16 protein-coding genes and 1 pseudogene are annotated in these 21,227 nt (G+C 31.0%); 8 read left to right on the top strand and 9 right to left on the bottom strand.

Annotation, left to right across the window (positions count from 1 at the left end; translation table 11 throughout):
• Window positions 1-249: 249 nt before the first annotated feature.
• On the bottom strand, window positions 250-1,641 hold the full coding sequence (locus RH98_RS10625; protein ID WP_010254411.1) for a leucyl aminopeptidase family protein: 1,392 nt from the start codon (window positions 1,639-1,641) through the stop codon (window positions 250-252).
• A gap of 201 nt (window positions 1,642-1,842) precedes the next feature.
• Here RH98_RS10625 and RH98_RS15770 point away from each other — a divergent pair, with 201 nt between their 5' ends.
• Genes RH98_RS15770 through RH98_RS10615 form a run of 3 tightly spaced genes read left to right on the top strand, consistent with a single transcriptional unit; the run spans window position 1,843 to window position 2,816 of the window.
• On the top strand, window positions 1,843-1,992 hold the full coding sequence (locus RH98_RS15770; protein WP_158427126.1) for a hypothetical protein: 150 nt from the start codon (window positions 1,843-1,845) through the stop codon (window positions 1,990-1,992).
• Complete coding sequence (locus tag RH98_RS10620) at window positions 1,989-2,594, top strand: DUF2975 domain-containing protein (RefSeq protein ID WP_010254409.1); 606 nt, start codon at window positions 1,989-1,991, stop codon at window positions 2,592-2,594. The genes RH98_RS15770 and RH98_RS10620 overlap by 4 nt, the downstream gene beginning before the upstream one ends.
• Before the next feature lie 12 nt (window positions 2,595-2,606).
• Window positions 2,607-2,816: a helix-turn-helix domain-containing protein gene (locus RH98_RS10615; RefSeq protein WP_010254407.1), complete on the top strand. Its 210-nt coding sequence runs from the start codon at window positions 2,607-2,609 to the stop codon at window positions 2,814-2,816.
• Window positions 2,817-2,842: 26 nt separating this feature from the next.
• Here RH98_RS10615 and RH98_RS10610 read toward each other — a convergent pair whose 3' ends face one another.
• Complete coding sequence (locus RH98_RS10610; protein ID WP_010254404.1) at window positions 2,843-3,673, bottom strand: UbiA prenyltransferase family protein; 831 nt, start codon at window positions 3,671-3,673, stop codon at window positions 2,843-2,845.
• Between the two features lie 123 nt (window positions 3,674-3,796).
• Here RH98_RS10610 and gcvP point away from each other — a divergent pair, with 123 nt between their 5' ends.
• Window positions 3,797-6,649: an aminomethyl-transferring glycine dehydrogenase gene (gene gcvP, locus RH98_RS10605; RefSeq protein WP_010254402.1), complete on the top strand. Its 2,853-nt coding sequence runs from the start codon at window positions 3,797-3,799 to the stop codon at window positions 6,647-6,649.
• A 60-nt stretch (window positions 6,650-6,709) separates the two neighbouring features.
• Here gcvP and RH98_RS10600 read toward each other — a convergent pair whose 3' ends face one another.
• The 3 genes from RH98_RS10600 to RH98_RS10590 all read right to left on the bottom strand — a co-directional run bounded on the left by RH98_RS10600 (window position 6,710) and on the right by RH98_RS10590 (window position 12,013).
• Window positions 6,710-7,441, bottom strand: a complete 732-nt coding sequence (locus RH98_RS10600; RefSeq protein ID WP_010254400.1) for a hypothetical protein — start codon at window positions 7,439-7,441, stop codon at window positions 6,710-6,712.
• A 353-nt stretch (window positions 7,442-7,794) separates the two neighbouring features.
• On the bottom strand, window positions 7,795-11,307 hold the full coding sequence (locus tag RH98_RS10595) for an AAA domain-containing protein (RefSeq protein ID WP_010254397.1): 3,513 nt from the start codon (window positions 11,305-11,307) through the stop codon (window positions 7,795-7,797).
• 91 nt (window positions 11,308-11,398) lie between these two features.
• Window positions 11,399-12,013, bottom strand: coding sequence for a hypothetical protein (locus RH98_RS10590; protein WP_010254394.1), 615 nt, complete (start codon window positions 12,011-12,013; stop codon window positions 11,399-11,401).
• A gap of 137 nt (window positions 12,014-12,150) precedes the next feature.
• Here RH98_RS10590 and RH98_RS10585 point away from each other — a divergent pair, with 137 nt between their 5' ends.
• Complete coding sequence (locus RH98_RS10585; protein WP_010254391.1) at window positions 12,151-13,236, top strand: alpha/beta hydrolase; 1,086 nt, start codon at window positions 12,151-12,153, stop codon at window positions 13,234-13,236.
• A 78-nt stretch (window positions 13,237-13,314) separates the two neighbouring features.
• Here RH98_RS10585 and RH98_RS10580 read toward each other — a convergent pair whose 3' ends face one another.
• Complete coding sequence (locus tag RH98_RS10580) at window positions 13,315-14,214, bottom strand: DMT family transporter (protein ID WP_010254389.1); 900 nt, start codon at window positions 14,212-14,214, stop codon at window positions 13,315-13,317.
• Window positions 14,215-14,555: 341 nt separating this feature from the next.
• On the opposite strand from RH98_RS10580, the gene RH98_RS10575 reads away from it, so the two are divergent.
• On the top strand, window positions 14,556-16,121 hold the full coding sequence (locus RH98_RS10575; protein ID WP_010254387.1) for a M20/M25/M40 family metallo-hydrolase: 1,566 nt from the start codon (window positions 14,556-14,558) through the stop codon (window positions 16,119-16,121).
• Between the two features lie 64 nt (window positions 16,122-16,185).
• Here RH98_RS10575 and RH98_RS10570 read toward each other — a convergent pair whose 3' ends face one another.
• Complete coding sequence (locus tag RH98_RS10570; protein ID WP_010254384.1) at window positions 16,186-17,184, bottom strand: sulfatase-like hydrolase/transferase; 999 nt, start codon at window positions 17,182-17,184, stop codon at window positions 16,186-16,188.
• 378 nt (window positions 17,185-17,562) lie between these two features.
• On the opposite strand from RH98_RS10570, the gene RH98_RS10565 reads away from it, so the two are divergent.
• Together RH98_RS10565 and tnpA are read left to right on the top strand one after the other, a co-directional pair.
• Window positions 17,563-18,339 carry a carbonic anhydrase gene (locus tag RH98_RS10565; protein WP_010254382.1) on the top strand — a complete coding sequence of 259 codons (777 nt, stop codon included), beginning with the start codon at window positions 17,563-17,565 and terminating at the stop codon, window positions 18,337-18,339.
• A gap of 111 nt (window positions 18,340-18,450) precedes the next feature.
• Window positions 18,451-18,922 (top strand): annotated as a pseudogene (tnpA, locus tag RH98_RS15465) (IS200/IS605 family transposase).
• 83 nt (window positions 18,923-19,005) lie between these two features.
• On the opposite strand, the gene RH98_RS15270 reads toward tnpA, so the two are convergent.
• A complete protein-coding gene (locus RH98_RS15270) occupies window positions 19,006-19,746 on the bottom strand; it encodes a hypothetical protein (RefSeq protein ID WP_010254374.1) in 741 nt (246 codons plus the stop codon).
• Window positions 19,739-21,227 (bottom strand): toxin-antitoxin system YwqK family antitoxin (locus RH98_RS15765; RefSeq protein ID WP_010254372.1); only part of this gene is annotated, 1,489 nt, incomplete at its 5' end. The genes RH98_RS15270 and RH98_RS15765, both read right to left, overlap by 8 nt.

The raw sequence follows: 21,227 nt of genomic DNA, 5'->3' as shown, positions 1-21,227 counted from the left end.
TTTAACACTAATTAAAGTATTATATAAGAATAAATTTATTTTATTTTCTTTTAAGTAGCAATGCTGTGATAGGTCTTACATCTCAATTCAATTACATCAATTTTAAAATGCTGTAGAATCCTCATATTTTATATGTAATTATGGATACTTTTCTTGTTTTGTTTGTAATTGTAATTGTAATTGTGTGTTGTACATGAATAAACAAAAAAAAATGAGAGTTATATACTCTCATTTTTTCAAATATTTTAATTAAGCTTTATAGTTAGCTAAGAAATCTACTAGTGTACGTATTCCACTTCCTGTACCTCCATTACCCTTGTAATCTCTAGGAGCGTCCATCCAAGCTGGTCCAGCGATATCAATGTGTACATAAGGTACTTTAGCAAAATGCTCTAGGAATTTTCCAGCTGTAATTGTACCAGCATAGCGTCCACCAATATTTTTCATATCTGCTACATTAGATTTTAGTAAATCTTTATAGTCATCCCAGAAAGGTAGTTGTGCTAAACGTTCATGAACTTTATATCCTGACTTTACGATTTCTTGAATCGTTTTTTCATCATTACCCATGATACAAGAAGCAACATCTCCAGCGACAACTAAAGCAGCTCCTGTTAATGTAGCAGCATCAATAATTACTTCAGGATCATATTGATTTCCATAAGCAATAGCATCTGCTAAGATCATGCGTCCTTCAGCATCTGTATTTAAAACTTCAATTGTTGTTCCATCATACATTGTAATAACATCACCAGGTGCATACGCATCTCCTCCAGGACGGTTATCAGTAGAAGGGATCAACCCAATAACATGTACATCAATTCCATTTAATGCTGCTGCATAGATTGTTCCTGCCATACAAGCAGCACCACCCATATCGCTTTTCATAGAGTCCATTGATCCAGCAGTTGGTTTAAGACTAAGTCCTCCTGTATCGTATACAACTCCTTTTCCAACTAATACAATAGGTTTTTTATTGATAGGATTTGCAGGTTTGTATTCCATGATTGTAAAAGTAGGTTGTTCTATAGAACCTTTGTTTACAGCTAGTAAACCACCCATTTTTAAGTCTTCTATTTCTTTGCGTTCTAATACTTTTACTGAGAAGTTAGCTTCTTTTCCTAACGCTTCAATTTCTTTAGCCAATTGAGTAGCTGTTAAGAAGCTTACTGGTTCATTCACCATTGTTCTTGCCCAATAAACTGCTTTTATAGTGTTGTTTAAATCACTTATTTCTTTTGAAGAGAAGTCGCCTTTCACATTAATAGTGTTTAAGGCATATTTCATTTCTTCTGCTTCTTTGAAATATTTTAAAAACTGATAATTAGATAATGCGAAACCTTCTGCAAGTGCAAGAGTTGTGTTACCACTTCCAATGATATTTAAAGTAGTTGCTTTTTTATCTAACTGCTTACGGATATTATATCCTGCTAAACGCATTTTTTCTAGATCGCTATTCTCTTTTACGAAAAAGAAATATTGATCACCTAGTTTAGCAAAGTCTTCTTCTTTTTTTGATTCTTCAAACTTCTTAACAAAGTCATCTAACGTTTCAGGAATAGTTAAAACTGCTTTGTTGTCTTTATTTAAAACGAAAACTTGGTTTTCGTTTTTATTTACGTCTTTTACGAGTTGTATCATTTGTGTCGATTTATATTATTGCAAATATAATATTTTTAGACTCAACTAAAAAACAAGAGATGTTAGAAGTATGTTATTGTATTATAAGTACCTTAAAAGGATAAAATATTGAATTAGATTTAAAAATTATCGAATAACGATAAATATGTATTGTTTTATAAATAAATATTTTTATTTTTGATTACAATTAAATTAATAACGATGGTAAAAATAACTTCTTTTCTGCTGACTTATGTTATCACAAATGTGTGTCCTACTTTTTCTAATAATATTGAGAATATCGAGATTGATACTACTGATGTAGTTGTATCCACAATAATTAATGAAGATGAAAAAGAATTGATATTATGAAATTAAAACTACTTACAGTACTCTTATTAATAGTTTATGTCTTATCATTTACAACTCATTTTAAAGATTTTTTAGATGGGTATAAAGATGGTTACTGTGCTACAATAAATGGAACAGAAATCTTCAATTTACGTATTGAACAACTTGATAACGTCGAGTTTTTAACTCCTAATACTAATACAACTATTACTAAAGATGTAGGTGTTACGACAGTAAAAATAGAAACTAAAGATATAATTCCAAATTACTTTATAATACCTAAAGCCATTGTAATGTTCGGTTTTGTGTTATTAATTCCTGCTATTTTTATTGTTTTATATACGTATTTAAAAAACTTTTATAAAGGTGATATTGTCAGTAAAAGACAGATTAACAATCTGAAATTTATAGGTTACGCTCATTTAGTGTATGCTCTAGTAGAGAATTTTTTAATTCTAACAGATAATATACATGGGAAAAAGGTAGCTGAGTTTTATAATTTAACTTTTATAAAAGACGAATATGACATAACGCTATTCTTTATTCCTTTAATTTTGCTGATGATTGTAGAGGTATTAAAACAATATTTGCGACTTAAAGAAGAACAAGAACTAACTATATAATATATTCCCCGTATGTCAATAATAGTGAACTTAGATGTAATGATGGCAAAGCGAAAAATATCGCTTAATGATTTAGCAGAGAAAGTTGGTATAACTGTAAGTAATTTATCTATATTAAAAACCAATAAGGCAAAAGCTATTCGATTTAGTACTCTAGAAGCAATTTGTAAAGAACTTAATTGCCAACCTGGAGATATATTAGAATATCAAATTAGTGAATAAAAAAAGACTGTTTTAACAGTCTTTTTTTATTGAACATAGTTCTTTTCTATAACAACAATTAACCACCAAATTATTGGGACACTTTCTACCCAAAATAACGTAAAAAATTTTGTTCTCTGGGGTGAAGCAAACCAGATGAAAAACAAGGTTAATAAAACGATAACTAAGTTATTCCACGCTTGTATAGGTTGGAACCCATCCTTAAAGAATTCTATAATATAAAATGGAATTAATAACGATGCTAAAAGCCACTTTGTTCTTTTAATACCTAATGTTTGCGGTATTGTTTTTAAATTGTTTTCATCAAATTGTAAATCAACTATCTCGAATATTCCAATTAATATTAATACTAAGATAAAACGTTGGATAAATTTAATAACAATATCTAATGTGATTGGGAGCTCTGCATTGACTATTGGAACTATTAAGGTGACAGTAGCCCAACAAAAACATACGATGTAAACTTTAATTCCAGCTAGGTTACGCAAGTTGGGGATTCTACTATTTATGGGAATAGCATAGAATATCGAAAGCACCAATAAAGATAAAGTAACTAGTTGAGCATTTATATTTAATTGGAAAAAACAACATGTTCCAATCAATAATGCCATACAGCTAATAGAGGTAATAAACTTTAATTTAGGCGTCAGTTCTTTTCGAAGTCTATATACTAATGTAGCATATTTTATAAAGTTGTAAGAAAAAAGTGTACCACTGAATGCCATTAATGAAACATATAAATCAAAAGGTAAATGACAGAAATAAAATGTCATCTGAACTAATGCAAAAACAGCTAAGGAAACGTGAACACTTCCATTCAAATAAAAATTGACTATTGGATTTTTTAACAAATTCATAAAAAATGCTGCGATATTCTTTCAAAGAATGATTACTTTCCAAAATTAGTGGTTATTCACGTACAAATCTCGGATTAATGGTTATTTTTGTGTACTTAAACACAACTTTATATTATTGTCCAAATGAAAACAAACGCATTTGCATTAAGACACATTGGTCCTCGTCCTGAGGACTTAGCAGAAATGTTTAAAACTGTAAAGGTTGATAGCATTGATCAATTAATCGATGAAACGTTTCCAAGCGCTATTCGTCTAAAAGAAGATTTAAAACTTGCACCTGCAATGACGGAGTATGAATATTTATCATATATCCAAGCATTAGGTAACAAGAATAAAATATTTCGTTCATATATTGGATTAGGTTATAACGAAGCTGTTGTACCTGCTGCAATTATTAGAAACGTATTCGAAAACCCAGGGTGGTATACAGCTTATACTCCTTATCAAGCTGAGGTTGCACAAGGTCGTTTAGAGGCTTTATTAAATTTCCAAACTACAGTTATCGAATTAACAGGAATGGAGATTGCTAATGCTTCTTTATTAGATGAATCTACATCTGCAGCAGAGGCAATGATTTTATTGTTTGATGTTAGAACAAGAGATCAAAAGAAAAATAACGTTGTTAAATTCTTTGTTTCTGAAGAGATTCTACCTCAGACATTATCTGTTTTACAAACACGTGCTACTCCTTTTGGAATTGAATTAGTAGTGGGGAACCACGAAGAGTTTGATTTTTCAGATGAGTATTTTGGTGCAATATTACAATACCCTGGTAAACATGGTGTAGTAAGTGATTACTCAGATTTTATTAATACTGCAAAACAAAAAGATATTAAAGTTGCTGTAGCAGCTGATATTCTTTCTTTAGTAAGTTTAACTCCTCCTGGAGAAATGGGAGCTGATGTTGTGGTAGGTACTACACAACGTTTTGGTATTCCATTAGGATTTGGTGGACCGCACGCTGCTTATTTTGCTACTAAAGAAGAATATAAACGCAGTATGCCAGGACGTATTATTGGAGTGTCAAAAGATGCTGAAGGTAATAGAGCACTACGTATGGCATTACAAACTCGTGAACAACATATTAAACGTGAAAAAGCTACTTCTAATATTTGTACTGCTCAAGTATTATTAGCTGTAATGGCAAGTTTTTATGCTGTTTATCACGGACCAAAAGGACTTAAAAATATCGCAAGATTAGTACATGCTAAAGCTGTTACATTGGCTTATGGTCTTGAACAATTAGGAATTAAACAAATAAACCCAACTTTCTTTGATACAATACTTGTAAAAGCAGATGCTGAAAAAGTAAAAGAAATAGCTCTAAAACATGGTGTTAACTTTAACTATGTTGATGCAGATACTATTTCTATTTCAATGAATGAAACAGTTGAGTTAAAAGATATAAATACAATCGTTAGTATTTTTGCAGAGGCAATTGGTAAAAAGCCTTTCGAAGTTACTGCTATCGATGAGAGTACAATTAAATATCCTGCTAAATTAAAACGTACTACTGAATTCTTACAGCACGATGTATTCAATAGCTATCATTCAGAAACTGAATTGATGCGTTATATCAAAAAGTTAGAAAGAAAAGACTTAGCATTAAATCATTCGATGATTTCATTAGGGTCATGTACAATGAAATTAAATGCAGCAGCTGAAATGTTACCATTAAGCAATGCTCAGTGGAATAATATTCACCCATTTGTGCCTGCTGATCAAGCACAAGGATATTTAGAAATGCTAAAAGATCTAGAAAATAAGTTAAGTGTAATTACTGGTTTTGCTGGAACTACACTACAACCAAATTCTGGTGCTCAAGGTGAATATGCTGGTTTACTGACTATCCGTGCGTACCACCATTCAAGAGGTGACTTCCAAAGAGATATTGCTCTTATTCCTGCGTCTGCGCATGGTACTAACCCTGCATCTGCTGCTATGGCTGGTATGACAGTGGTGGTTACTAAAACTACGCCAGAAGGAAATATTGATGTTGTAGATTTAAAAGCTAAAGCAGAGCAATACAAAGATAGATTATCTTGTTTAATGGTTACTTATCCTTCTACACATGGTGTATATGAGTCAGCTATTATGGAAATAACTAAGATTATCCATGATAATGGAGGACAAGTATATATGGATGGAGCAAATATGAACGCGCAAGTTGCCATTACTAATCCTGCTAATATTGGTGCAGATGTTTGTCACTTGAATTTACACAAAACATTTGCTATTCCTCACGGTGGTGGTGGACCAGGTGTAGGACCTATCTGTGTTGCAGAACATCTAGTAGAGTTTTTACCTACTAATCCAGTAGTAAAAGTTGGAGGTGAGAATGGAATTACTGCTATTTCTGCTGCTCCTTATGGATCTGCATTAGTTTGTTTAATTTCTTATGGATACATCTCTATGTTAGGTACAGAAGGGCTTAAGAAAGTAACTCAACAAGCTATTTTAAATGCCAATTATTTAAAAACTCGTTTAGAAGAACATTACTCTATTCTTTATACAGGAGAGAAAGGACGTGCTGCACACGAGATGATTTTAGATGTTCGTGAATTCAAAGAAAAAGGAATTGAAGTAACTGATATTGCTAAGCGTTTAATCGATTACGGTTTTCACGCACCTACAGTTTCTTTCCCAGTAGCTGGAACTTTAATGATAGAGCCAACTGAGAGTGAAAGCAAAGAAGAGCTTGACCGCTTCTGTGAAGCAATGATTTCTATTCGTAAAGAAATTGAAAATGCAACACTAGAAAACCCTGTAAATGAGTTAAAGAATGCTCCTCATACATTAGCATTATTAACATCTGATAATTGGGATTTACCTTATTCAAGACAGAAAGCTGCATATCCACTACCTTATGTTGCTGAGAATAAATTATGGCCTTCAGTGCGTCGTATAGATGATGCTTTTGGAGATAGAAACCTAGTTTGTTCTTGTGCTCCTATTGAAGTTTATATGGAGAACTAGAATAATAAAACATAAATAAAAGAAAGCCTTCAATAATAATTTGAAGGCTTTCTTTTTTATTTATACATAAATTACTTCTGGGACAAAGTAAGTTAATCTATTATTGTAAAAATGCTTTAAAGAGATTGATTTATCTACCATCACAAGGACTCCTATATTTAGAATACTTCGTTGATCTTCTTCGTTGTTGATCATCTTTCTTTTTATAGATTTTCCATATAGTTTAAATCCTTTGTTTATAAGCTTTTCTAAGATACTCTTTAGCTCCGTGTTTAATTGAGCAAGCTCTTTTTCGTTATCTAGTTTTTCGGAATATTCTTTTATTTTTTCAAATAAAGATTCTATCAAGTTGTGATTTTCACCTTTGCTTGTATTAGTATCAAATAAAAAACTATCTATTCCATTTATAGTATCTTTTAATACTCCAACACAATTAATATAATTGAGATATTCTAAATCTTTGTTTATTTCTAATTTTTGATCATCATCTTTGTTTTGCATTGACCGTACCCATTGTTCATGCTCTTTTTTAATGATAAGCAAAACTCTATCTGTAAAGGATTCTGGATAAGAATAGAGATAGTTAAAATCGTGTTTACACAACAATAAGTATTCTACTGAAGTACTTTCGTAATAATTGTTGAGTGAAGTCTCTGTGATTAATAATTCATATCCTTGTAGTGATTCAGTGGAATTATTGTTTGATGAAATTTCTAATTTGTTTTTGCAAATAGCACAACAATTTCCTGATTCTTTCCAAAGTTTCTTTTTTGTTTCTCTACCTATGTTCATACTATTTTTAATTGTAATTCAACAAGTTCACTAAGTAGTAGTGTTAGTCAACAAGATAGTATAGATATAATGCTAGCAAAAAAAGTAATCAAATAAAAAAGACACTTGTATTACTTTCTTCAAATTATTTGAATAACATAGTAGTAGAGGAGGTGTTCTATAACTAAGTTATCAACAATTTTGTTGATAACTTATAAGGTTATTAATGTTAAAAAGTGGATAACTGCGTGATTTTATTTTAAGTTGTTGCTGTTTAGATAATTGTATTTTTATTTAAGGTATAATATGATAAATTTTATTTACTTATTGGACTATGTTATCAACATTTATCCCTTAGTTTTTATTTGTATATATTACTTATCAACACTGTTATTAACATTGTTGTCAACATTCATAGCGTTACCTTTAAAATATATATTTTTAATTAGTTCATCATAGACCTCATTTTGAGTGATGATACTTTCGTTACCAAGAATTATTATTTGTTCTTTTGCTCGAGTAAGTGCTACATTTAGTTTTCGGTCAACTGTGGCAGTATCGTTGAGGTTTATTAAACTAGCTAATTGGTAAACATTATTTACTGTCAATGAGTAAATAATGATATCTCTCTGTCCACCTTGAAAACGCTCAACAGTATCTACTGTAATATGTTCACATTCATCGTCAAAATGTGTTTCTAGTTCTTGTTTTATTAGTGCTATTTGGTTTTTAAAAGGAGCAATAATACCTATTTGCTTGCTAATATTCAAAGAGCGATTATTATATGAGTAGATTCTTTGTAATGTCTTAATAATTTGACATACTAATTTTGCTTCTACAATAGAAGTCTTAGCAAATTGTTCTTCTATATTGTTTTTTACATTGAGAAAGATCATTCTCTCTTTGGAAAGCAGTTGTGTTAATACAGTGTCATCTGGCGCTTTGTAGTTGAAGTCCACAACTTGTCGTTGCAGATGATTCTTAATATCCAACGTTAAGTTTTCTAACCAATATGCTTCTTTTAGTTTACCATCGTAAAAAGCAATATTTGGGAAGCTTGCAATTTCACGATGCATTCTACCTTGATAGGTTAAAGTGTCATAGGCATAATCTAAATGATTCTTTTCGCAATAGTTAAATAACCTTTCAAATAAGGAATTTCTTTTATTATATAAACCTATTTCTTCAAGTAGAGTGTTTTTTGTTTTTGTATTTTCTTCACTTTGTAAAACAATAGCTGGTAACTGTTTATGGTCACCAATCATTATAAATTTATGACATTGGGCTAGTATACCAATGATTTGAGGCTCTAAGATTTGTGATGCTTCATCAATAATGGCAACATCAAACTTTTTGTGTCGTAGAAGGTCTGTATTTGCTGAAGCAGTGGCTACTGTAGCTATATATATGCGGTTATGATCTATAATCTTACGTAAACTATCTCTATTAAATTTACCCTTTCTTTTTAGTGTTGCCCTTTTTTCTTGTTCTATTATTTCATTTAATAGAAATGGTCGGAAATTGATATCTGAGGATAATCGATGACCTAGGCGAATAAATGGTAATGATGATTGTTCATAAGTAGTAATGTCGATTTCTAGCGTATCGCAAATAGCATAGCACAATTCATCTATAGCCTTGTTCGTGTAAGCTAATAGTAATATATTTTGAGAGGTATTGTTATATAACTCACTAATTAATTCTTTAATAATATGTGATGTTTTCCCTGTGCCAGGAGGACCATTTAAAATAAAGTAATCTTTTGCCGAAAGAGCATTATTAATTATTGTATTCTGTTCACTAGATAGATACTCTTTTTTAAATCCATAATTTGTAAGCTTTTCTGGCTTTTCTATTGTTAATAGCAGATTCTTTATTCTTTGTGGAGAGTTTATAAAAGTAAATAAACCTTTATACATACTCTGAAAAGAGGAATCCATAAAGTCACGCTCTAGAGCCCAATATTTAAAGCGGTTGAAATAGGTTACGTTATTCTGCTTGTATCTAAAGATGACTTCGACTGTATCTTTTTTGATACTTTTTATATTACATTTAAATACTTGGTGGTTAGTAGCATTGTCATATTCTCCCATAAATGGATATAAAATACAAATCTCCCCTTCGCGAAAACTTGCAAAACTATCTATTGTATTTCTTTTAAATAAGATACTTTTTTCATCAGAATGAATATGGTTTTCTTTTATCTCTAGATTATATAAAATACTATATGAATCCAGTTTTTCCTTAAAGCTCTTATTCCATAAGCTTGCTAATGATTGTCCACTGTCATATTCATTATCACCATATTTATTAATGCGTTGTTCATTTGCAATAAATTGTACAAAAGATAAAAAGTAAACTTGTTCTAGACCACTGGCTGTAATTAGTGGTCTTAGCATAGCTTGATATTGCTTATGCAATAATTCTTTAAACTTCGTGCTTGTATTTTTATCAACAATAGTATTGACATTAATCTTTTGCAATAGATTAGCAATGTCATATAGCGTTCCCTCTTGAAGAATATGTTCATTAATAATAATCTTATTGCGCATTTCGCATATCTCTTGGATACGTGACATATTAATATGATCAGAGCGCAGATTACCTTTATGAACTTTACTATAAAAAATGAAGCCATTAATAATATTATCGTCCCCTATTTGATGCAATGCAATATTGTTTGTTTGTGACAACCTCAAAAAGTACATAAATAGCTGAGCACTATGATTATTTCTTACATTCACTCCTGTATCAGGGTAAGGACCACTTCCTGATTTCAGTTCAACTATAACAAATCTATTGCTCTTTTGATTATGATGTAGTATATCTAATCGTCCTTGTATTCCAAAAGTATTATTTAAAAAAGACGGCTCTAGTGCGATAGCGTGAGAATCACTAATACCATAGGTAGGGAACTCCGTAAGAACGACTTTTTTTATTGTATCAAAATGCTTTTCACAGTCAGCTGCATAAAGCAGAAAATCTTCATGAGTCTTGATATCATTACAGAATAGATGTTCTAATGGTGCATTTTGAAAATGTTTTAAAAATACCTGATTGAAATCTACAGTAAAATTGTTTTTGTCTTGACCTATTAATTCATCTATAACTAGATTGGCAAAGTTTCCAATAAGTAAATATTTACTGTTGCTAACTTCTTCAAACTTTGAACGTAAAAAATGTAGGGGAGATGAACCAAAATCTTGAAAGCATTCAGCTATACTAGAAACATCTAATAAATAATCAGGTTCTAGCACTATTATTTTTGGATAATAGATACCATCATTATCTATACCTATGCCTACCAAGTATAGTAAAGCATAAGGCCACAGTTTATTTACAGACGAAAAAGTATTGTTTATTTCTATATCATTAATCTTTACTTTTATTTCTTGACTATTAGAATCTGAACTGCTTAGGCAAATTAGAAAATCATCTTCTTTATATAAAAAAGTTACTTTTTCTTTTTCGATATAAGAAGAGAATTGACTTTTATTTTGTGGTCTTCTATGTTGTATTGTTGGAAATAATGAACGATTAAGATCTGGTATAGGTACATTAAATACTTGACTTACAAATTCATTACTATCCATCCAGTAGGTAGGAAAATAAAGAGGAGAAGGAACAATATTTATTGTAGATAGCTCATTCGTATAAATTCTAAAGTCATGTATTTTTTTAGATACTTTATACTTGCTGCATATAAATGAAAGTCTACTAAATAGGTTTGAAAATACTGCTTTCTCATTTTTCACTACCTGTTTTGAAAGCCTATCTATTAGCTTATATAATTGGTCATATTGATCACTAAGAGGTAACTTATCACAATTGTTATAAATACTAATTAATGTATTAAAATACATTTCAGATGAAGGGAATCCAAACATAATGAGTTTACAATAATTACTAGTTGTTCTTAATCCTAAAAAAATGGAGTTTTCTTAAGGGAATAAAGTTACTAACTAATATATTGTTAGATTACTTAGTAACTTTAATTTTATTTGAATTTAATGGATGTGTATAGATATGATATCCTTTTTGTTCTATTTGTAAATATTTATCTCCAAATATACGTTCTACAATCTTTGGGATGAATTGATAGCTTACAAAGTATTCAAATTCTCCTTTTTCCATTTCTTCTTGAGAGTACCATGCAGGCACCAGTGAATAATTTAATTTAAAAGGTATTTTTAAACTAATAAAATCATGTGCTTTTACTACAATAAAATCATTAATCTTCTTTGTCGCTGTCTTGGCTTTCCATTTTTCAAAAACTTTATCAATATTGCTATTTGCTTCTATAATTAATGGAATGTCTGAATTATTTTCTTTATCTACTAAATGTTGATCAATTAGGAAAACAGTACTTTCATATGCACCGGCAAGGGTTGCGTTGTAGGCAAGCTCTGATACATCCCAAGGAAACCAATAATCATAATTACTGTTGTTTTCAATAATCAACGTAACCATACTATTGTCTTTTATATCATCATTTAATATTCGCAATGAAATATCTCCTTCTATATTTTGGGCAAGACTATAATTAACTGTAAGTAGTAAAAGAAGAAAAGAGGTATAGAATCTAAATAACATTATGTTGTTTTTTTGTTGCAAGATAACTAATCCTATATTCTCTGTATAATTTTAAAAAAAATCAAAGCAAATAAGTTTTTTATTTAGAGTCGTTATAAATAAATTTACACAATAATTGAAAAACATACTAAAAACACATGAGTAAATTTAGATTATTAGCGCTTAGTGCTTTTACCTTTATTATTGGGATTACCAGTATTAGTGCGCAAGAGAACATCGTAATAGGGCAAACTTTTCCTATAAAAGCAACTAAGTTAAATGAAGATCGTGAAATACAGATTTATTTGCCTAAATCATATTCTGAAAATCAAGATAGCACACAAGCTTATCCCGTTATCTACTTATTAGATGGTGAGAGTAATTTTAATTATTTATCTGCATTTATCGAAAAGCTGTCTAGATATCCTTACCCAGCAATACCCGAGATGATTATAGTTGGTGTTAAGAATACAAATAGAACAAGAGATTTAACTCCTTCTCAAAAGAGAGAAGAAACAATGAATAAAGCTCAAAAAGATAGAATACAAAGGGAAAGTGGGGGCAATGATATTTTCTTTTCTTTTCTAAAAGATGATTTGATGCCATACATAGATAATAAGTATCGAACTACTGGTTATAATATTTTGATTGGTCATTCATTTGGTGGGATTACTGCTTTAAACAATCTTTTAAATTATACAGATATGTTTAATGCCTATATCGTCCACGACCCTAGTGTTTGGTGGGATGCACAATATGTTTTAAAAGATTATCAGAATAAATCAAACCATGATTTTAAAAAGCGCAAATTATTCCTTACTCAGGTAGGTGAGAGAGAAAGTGGAGGACATTTAAGTGATCATTATACCAGCATTAAGCAATTCAAAGAATTATTAGATAATAGCCATTTCAAGAATTTGAGTTATCAGTATCAGCAATATGATGATGAAGACCACAGTACTATTGTCTTAAAAGGTAACTTAGATGGATTGCGTTATTTGTTTGAGGACTATCGCGTTAATTTTAAAGAGTTAAAAACAAACCCAAACTTATTAAAAGATGCTTTTGCAAAAGTATCGGCTGAGTTAGACTTCTCTTTTTATCCGAGTGAAGCTTATCTAAAAAGTATCGTTTCTTATTTTGTAAGTAGTGATGCAATTAAAACAGCAGAAGAAACTGTTGCATATTGTCTATCAATATACCCTGACAGTGACATAAGTGATTTACTAAAAAAGAAAAAGTAATCAAGACTTATAATTCGAATAAAAAAGCCTCTTTATGACATGATAAAGAGGACTTTTTTATTAATAATCTATTTGATATTACGCTTTGTTTTTGTTGAATAGTATTACAAGTGTCACAGAGGTAAGCACAAATAGTAATCCTAGCGCAGACATGAAATCAAAATGTTCTGCAAAGAATAGTGTTCCTACTAAAACAGCTACTACAGGCTCCATTGAACCTAATATTGAAGTTATTGTTGATCCTGCATGTTTTACTGCAAGTACAAGACATAAATCTGAAATGAATGTAGCAAAGAAGCCTAGTAAAATAAGATTCATCCAATCTTTTGGAAGCGTTATAGGTTCTATACCCGTTGTGAATGATGCATAAAATAAGAATATTAAACACCCCATCAATAACACGTAAAAAGTCAATGAATCAAAATTCATTTCAGAAATTCTAGACTTATTTAAACCTACGATATATAATCCATACGTAAAAATGGTAATCGATGATAACAGTAGCCCTTTAAATAGTGCAGGAGAAGCCTCTCCATGCCAACACATCATCGCTACTCCAATTAATGATAATATCGAGGCAATTAGTAGTACAATTGACTTCTTCTCTTTGTAAAAAACAATCATTACGATACTCACAAAAATAGGATATAGAAAGTGTACTGTCGTTGCGAGACCACTAGCTATATATTCATACGAGTCAACGATAAACTTGGCTGTTGCGGCATATAATAAGGCCAAGAAAAAGACGACTGCTAAATCTTTAATTGTAATTTTTAAACTTGTTTTTTTGTAAATACATACTGCACCCATAGTAGCAGATGAAAACAAAAATCGATAAAATAGAATGGTCGGTATGCCGATTGCCGCCACTCCTTCAGGTCGCAAATCTTGTACAATTAATGGTAAGGAAAATAAAGGAACCAAACCAAATGTACCAGAAGAGATTAATGCGAAGAAAATGCCCTTAAGGTTTTTCATTGTTTATAAAGTTTACAAATTAAAAATTCGGCGCAAAGATACATTATCATATCTGCTACAAGTAATTTAATATTCTATAATTCTCTTAAAGCTTGTGATTGTTAGAATGCTTACTGATTATACACTGCGATAATTAGGTGTATATAATGAGTGGAATATTTAGTTTTTATATATAAAAGTGTAAAAATGACTTTTTATTTTTTAGTCGTTGGTTAAAAGCTTGTATAAATAGTAACAATATAAAAAAATGAAGCTATGATTAAGAATATTGCAATAAATGGTTGTTTCAGATAAGGTAAATATGTATTTTGCCGTTCATCAAACAAAAAACAAAAACAATTATGAAGATTAACACTAGGTTAGACTCAATACTTAAAAATACAGTATTGGGGATTGCCCTTATTTCTACAACTATTACTACAGCTCAGCAACAAGATCCTATCATTGATGCCATTGTAAAAGAAGGTACTGAAAACTCACAGTTAAAGAATTATGCATTTGAATTAATGGATGTTATAGGTCCTCGCTTAGTTGGAAGTCCTCAGATGATGCAAGCCCATAATTGGGTTGTCAATCAATATCAACAAATGGGATTAGAAGCGAGAAATGAAGAATATGGAACTTGGAGAGCTTGGGAAAGGGGAACAACTCAGATAACTATGACTTCACCGCGTATTAAATCTTTAGAAGGAACACAATTAGCATGGAGCCCTTCTACTAAAAAGAATGGGATAGACGCTGAGGTAATCGTACTAGGTAATGTACAGAATAAAGAAGAATTCGAAGCGTGGCTTCCAACAGTTAAAGGAAAGTTTGTCCTTATTTCTCAACCGCAAATAACTGGGCGCCCTGATTATCAGTGGAAAGAATATGCAACAGAGGAATCATATGATAAGATAAAACAACAACAAGCTGAGGTAACTAAAGAATGGAGCCAACGCATTAAAAACACAGGATATACCGCTAAAGAATTACCTAAGGTGTTAGAGGACGCTGGCGCAGCAGGAGTTGTGATGTCTTATTGGACTGGTATAATGGGAGCTAATCGAATTTTTGGTGCGGAAACTAAAAAAGTACCTACGATAGATTTATCTGTAGAAGATTACGGCTTATTATATCGATTAGCTGAGAATGGAAAAACTCCAAAAATTAATGTCAACGCACAATCTAAAGATTTAGGTACTGCAAAGACATATAATTCAATAGCTGAATTAAAAGGTGGAGAGAAAGCAGATGAGTACATTGTGTTATCAGCTCACTTAGATAGTTGGGATGGTGGTACAGGAGCTACTGATAATGGTACAGGAATTATCACTATGATGGAGGCTACACGTATATTAAAAAAAGTCTTACCTAATCCAAAGCGTACAATTATAATCGGTAATTGGGGAAGTGAAGAACAAGGGTTAAATGGTTCTCGCGCATTTGTAGAAGATCATCCTGAACTACATGACAAAATACACGTAGCATTTAATCAAGATAATGGTACAGGACGCATTGCTAATATTACGGGACAAGGTTTTTTGAATGCTTATAAATATATTACAGATTGGCTATATGCAGTTCCTGAAAATTATAAAAAGGATTTGAAAACACATTTTCCGGGATCGCCTTCAGGAGGTGGGTCTGATCACGTTTCTTTTGTCAGTAAAGGGATACCTGCATTTTCTTTGAGCTCTTTAAGCTGGGGGTATGGTAATTACACTTGGCATACCAACAGAGATACAGCCGATAAAATTGTATTCGATGATATTCAAAGTAATGCAATCTTAATAGCAATCCTAGTGTATAAAGCAAGTGAAGAAGAAGAAATGGTTGACAGAGAAAAGGTCGTACTTCCATTAGATAATAAAGGGAATAGACAAGAATGGCCTCAATCAAAGGGACCAAAGCGCACTGTGCAATAATTAGATACTTTATAACTAAAAAAGAGATGCTCGACTAGCATCTCTTTTTTGTTATAAGTAAGTATTACTTATCTTTAAATATAGCTTTAATGACTTTTCCTTTTGCATGGGGTAGTTCTACGTCTAGTAGTTCTGCCATTGTACTAGCAACATCAATTTGTTCATAATTATCATTGATAATTGTGTTTTGTTTGAAATCAGGACCAAGTGCAAAGAACTCTATATGTCTACATCCATCACAAGAATCTCCATGATTTACATAACCATCTTTATGTCCTTGTGTATGTCTGCCGTGATCATTTGTCACGATGAATGTAGTTTTATCTTTGTAATTTGGTAGTGATTGAATATCATTCCAAATTGTCTTAATAGACTCATCAGTTCTTGTTATCGCACGGATGTAATCTGCATATCTTTTAGCGTGACCATAACTATCTACATCCTTTAAATTGATGACAATGATATTAGGTTGATACTCTCTCATTACACTTCTTGCAACAGCCATTGTTATCTCATCGCTTCTATAACCAGTACCAAGACCACCTACTCCGGCATCTACACTTGGCATATATTGATTATGCCAATCAATATGCTTAGTGTTAGCTAATACCTCTAACTTATCTTTAGAAACTATTACCCAAGCTTTATTTGGGTCAGCTTTTTTGTCTTTAATCCAATGTTGTAAAACTGAAGGATAGGTAGGTAATTCTTTACCATTATTTCTTATAGAATCGTAAACACCTGTTAATAATGCGGTATGACCAGCATTTGTATTAGTCAGTCCATTGATTTGAAAATCACTGATAAAAACTCCTTGCTTTAATAATTCCACTCTGTTAGGAATGTATTTTTTATTTTTCTCTAACCAAGTTTCTGTCATTCTAGGTCCATCTATGACTAGTAGAATCACATTTTCTGTCTTATATTTTTTTTGGTCTACAGGTGGGGTAATCGGTGCTTCTTCTACAGGCGGTTTTTTTGTAGTGTCAGCGGGTTTGTTGTCATCATTACTACATGCTATAATTGCAAAGCATGCTAAGAGTAGTACAAGTTTTTTCTTCATTTTGTATATTGTTTTATAAGCCAAAGGAAGAATTTATAGAGGAATTAAAGTAAAAATTGTAATTATCGAATTGTAAAACAAGTATGAAGATTATGTTTTGTAATAATTTGAAATATTTTAAGCAGCGAAATATATATTTGAGAATTGAATTTTTCTAGTGTTAATGTTAAGTAATCACTCACAAGTGAGGAAGTAGTAAACAGTATCTGAAAGTGTACTAAGCCTAAAATGTTGTTTTCATCAATAAATTTTATTAAAATAAATAGTGAGATTTTATAGAAAGGTATAGTATTTGAAAGTGAAGATGACGTTTGTCTTTATTTGAGTTGCAATAAAAAGCGAATTAATGAATTAGAAATAATTATAATAAATCATTCTATGTTAAAGAGTCAAATCTTAAAATCATTACTTGTTTTAGCTATTTTAAGTCAAGTAATATTTACGTCAGCGTATGCTCAATCATCAAGTAAAGCTGGATTACACCATGAAATTGTAGTTGCGGAAGAAGAAGATAACTATATCGATACTTTCACCGCTGATAAACTAGCTACCATAACTCCCCAAGAGAGTTTAGAAATTTTAATGGAGGGGAATAAACGTTATCTAGCAAATTCAAAAAAGAATCGCGATTTAGCTCATCAGAGAACAAAAACGAAATATAATCAATTTCCACATGCGATTGTTTTGAGTTGTATGGATAGTAGAGTACCACTTGAGAGTATATTTGGTCAAGGGATTGGTGATATGTTTAGTCTGCGAGTAGCAGGAAATGTGGTTAGTGATGAGATTATCGGAAGTATGGAATACGCGTGTAATCTCGTAGGTACAAAACTAATTTTGGTTGTTGGGCATAGTAGATGTGGTGCTGTTACAGGAGCTTGCGACCATGTTAGTTTTGATAAACTAGATACCGTTTTGGAACGCATTTCACCATCTATTGATGAGGTTAGAAAGAAAAATCACAAAGGAGAATTATCTAAAGCTGATTTCATTGAGGAAGTAAGTAAAGAGAACGTGAGAAATGTCGTAAAGCAAATACCTCAAATCAGTGAAGAGCTGAGAGAGCTCATTGAGAAAGGGCAATTAGCGATAGTAGGAGCCTATTATGATGTGGCTACCGGAGAAGTTATTCTTTTAGACAAAATTGAAGATTAAATTACCCTATAGAAAATGGAGGGTGTTCTTATAACGTGAGTTCTATTATAATAAAAAGATTCATCGTGGCTCTCCTTCGGTTCAAAGAGTACAGATTAGTATATTTGTTTGATGAGTGAACATATTTTTAAAGACATAATAAAAACTTGGTGCTTTATCATTTCGTTTGTTCTATAAATATCGTAGAAGTGTTTTATCAGAAGATGTTGAAAATATTTTGGTTGAAGTTTGTAACCAGATTTCAGAATGCTATGGAATTCATTTGGTTGAAATCGGAGCAGCTGAAAATCACGTACATTTTTTAATTTAAAATATACCAAAGATTTCTGTTGAGATTATTATTAGAACAATGAAGAGTATTACAGCTAATGAGATTTTTCGATTACATCCAGAAGTGAAAAACTGATTTTTTGGAGGAGTAGATATTATGTAAATACAGTTGGACAATATGAAAAATGAGGATGTAATTAAGAAATACATTCAAAATCAAGGAGAAGAAAGACTGTTTATAAATCATTCAACAAAAATTAACTTCTACTATCTTTTGAGCAATGAGATACCTCGAGGCTATGCCTTGGGGTAGTTCATTCAAATTATACCTTGCTATTGACTCTCTTTTTGACATACTATCACCTAAATAATGGTATTATTAATAAGTGAACAAAATTAAATATCCCAAATATGATCTTTATCTTCTAATGCTTTTTGAGTACTTTCAATGCTTGATAAATCTTTGAAAGGTGAACTTGCAGCTAGTTGATTAATATTATCTAATCCCATAGCTAATACTTGAATATTATTTGTTGCTAAGGCATGATCTACAATCTGAAATAATTTTTCAAAGTTTCCTTTACGCTCATCAAATGTTTTATCTAAATATGCCAACATCACTTCTTTTTGAGCATTAATTTTAGAGATATATTTATCTCGCTGTGCTTCAATTTCTTTACGTTTAGTTTTTTGTACTTCTGTAAATTTAGAAACTTCACTTGCCTTATTTACTAAGTCCTTAAGTACTAAAGCTGCTTCAGTTGGATTACGCGCTGCACTTACTGCTAAAGTATTTAAACTTTGATGTAAGTTTTTCTCAAATTGATCGGCATTTTTATATTTAGCATCGTCTTCTTCTGGTAAAAGAACTTCTCCTTTAGAAATAGGGGATTCATTTATTTTTAGATTTCCTTTTTCTTCATTAGAATTATTAAAGATCTGATTTAGATCAACCTTAACCTTACCCTTTGATATTTCGTTAACTTTATCATTTGCAACACCTAATATAATCTCTTTATTCTTAGTTAATAATTCATTTGCTGAAGTACTAATAGTTTCTTTATTTTGTTCTATTAATTTGTCTTTTAATTCATTTAGTATATTTTTACCAATATTGAATAATGAATTTTTAGCCATAGTTTACAATATTTGTGTTTAATATTTGGTTAGTATTTTGAATAATCTGAGCTGATTTAACAGATGTATTTCCTGTTTCATCCAAAAGAGGTGTTTGTGCCAATTCACTCATTGATTTAGCTAATAATCCTAACCTTTGGAAAACAATATTATAATACATATTATCTGTTACATAATCTACCGATAACGGTTCAAGATAATCTATTTCTGCACGTATACGTACTTCTAATTTTTTAGTTACATTACTTAATTCGTTAGTTCGTATATTTATTCCATCTAAAACACTCCATAAGACTTCCATATCTGCTACATGAGTTTCTACTTGTTTTTGATACTCTTTTGCTTCAGTTAATTTTTTTGAATAATAAGTTGATGCAATAAGTCCAGCAACTATTAATCCAACTCCAGCAGTTGCTCCCATTGTAATTCCAGACAATACAGTTGCTCCAGCAGCCACACCACCTCCACCAGATGCCAAACTACCACCACCTAACCAAGCTAATGTGGCATTTGTGGCGGCTGCACCACTTAATGTACTAATAGCAGTACCAGTTGATGCAGTTGCCAAAGCTCCAACAGTACTAGTTACTAATACTGGGGTTCCCATTGCGGCAGCTGCCCCTAGAGCACCTACTGTTGCAGAACTTTTTAATGCTTTTGTGGCTTCCATATCCAAACGTTTCATTTTTTGAATAGATTCTGTATTGATACCAATATTATTTAAAATCTGATATTCTTTAACACTATTCTCTCTGTTCATGTCTTTTAGAATCCCTAAGAATCGTCCTGTAGTTTGATTTAAACTTTCTAAACGGTATTTACCAAATTCATTTATGGTTGTATTTAGATTTTTACGAGCTATTTCAGTTATTTTTTGTGCCTCTTCGTAATATTCTTCGCAAGCTTGTTTAAGATTTAATGAACTTTTTCTATCCTGGTAGGCTTGTACACCAACTACTACTTTACCTATTTTTTTTAAGCCAGACAAGAATCCTTTTTTAGTTTTATTCTCATCCTTAGTTTCTTCTTCTTTGCGAATTGCATAATAAATTGATTCTATTTCTTTAAATTGATTTCTTGTTTCTTGATCAATAATTGGTTTATGATTAAACGATTCATCTTGACAGTAAGACTGCTTATTAACTAACTCTTGAATGGTTTGCACGATAACACCTTCATTATACACATCATGTTTAATAACTTTCTGATTTTTATCAAAAATTATATAGTCTCCATCTAAAGTATTGTTCTTGTATTGACTAAGAATATAAAGTTCTCCTGTTAAATAATAAATCTTGCATTCGCCATCTAGTTGATTTCCTTTCCAACTTTGTTTTTTATTTAGCTGACCATTACGGAAGTAAAATTTTTCTAATCCTTGTCTATGTCCATTTTTATCTATAAAATAAGTATTTCTTAATTTTTTACTAGTTGAATCTAAGTTGTCATAATACTTGTTTATAGTTTTTCCATTATTTTTT

It is taken from the genome of Myroides injenensis M09-0166 (genome assembly GCF_000246945.1).
In the GTDB taxonomy this organism is placed as follows: Bacteria; Bacteroidota; Bacteroidia; order Flavobacteriales; family Flavobacteriaceae; genus Flavobacterium; species Flavobacterium injenense.
Note: the sequence above shows the minus strand (reverse complement) of the source record. Positions and strands in the feature narration are given on the sequence as shown.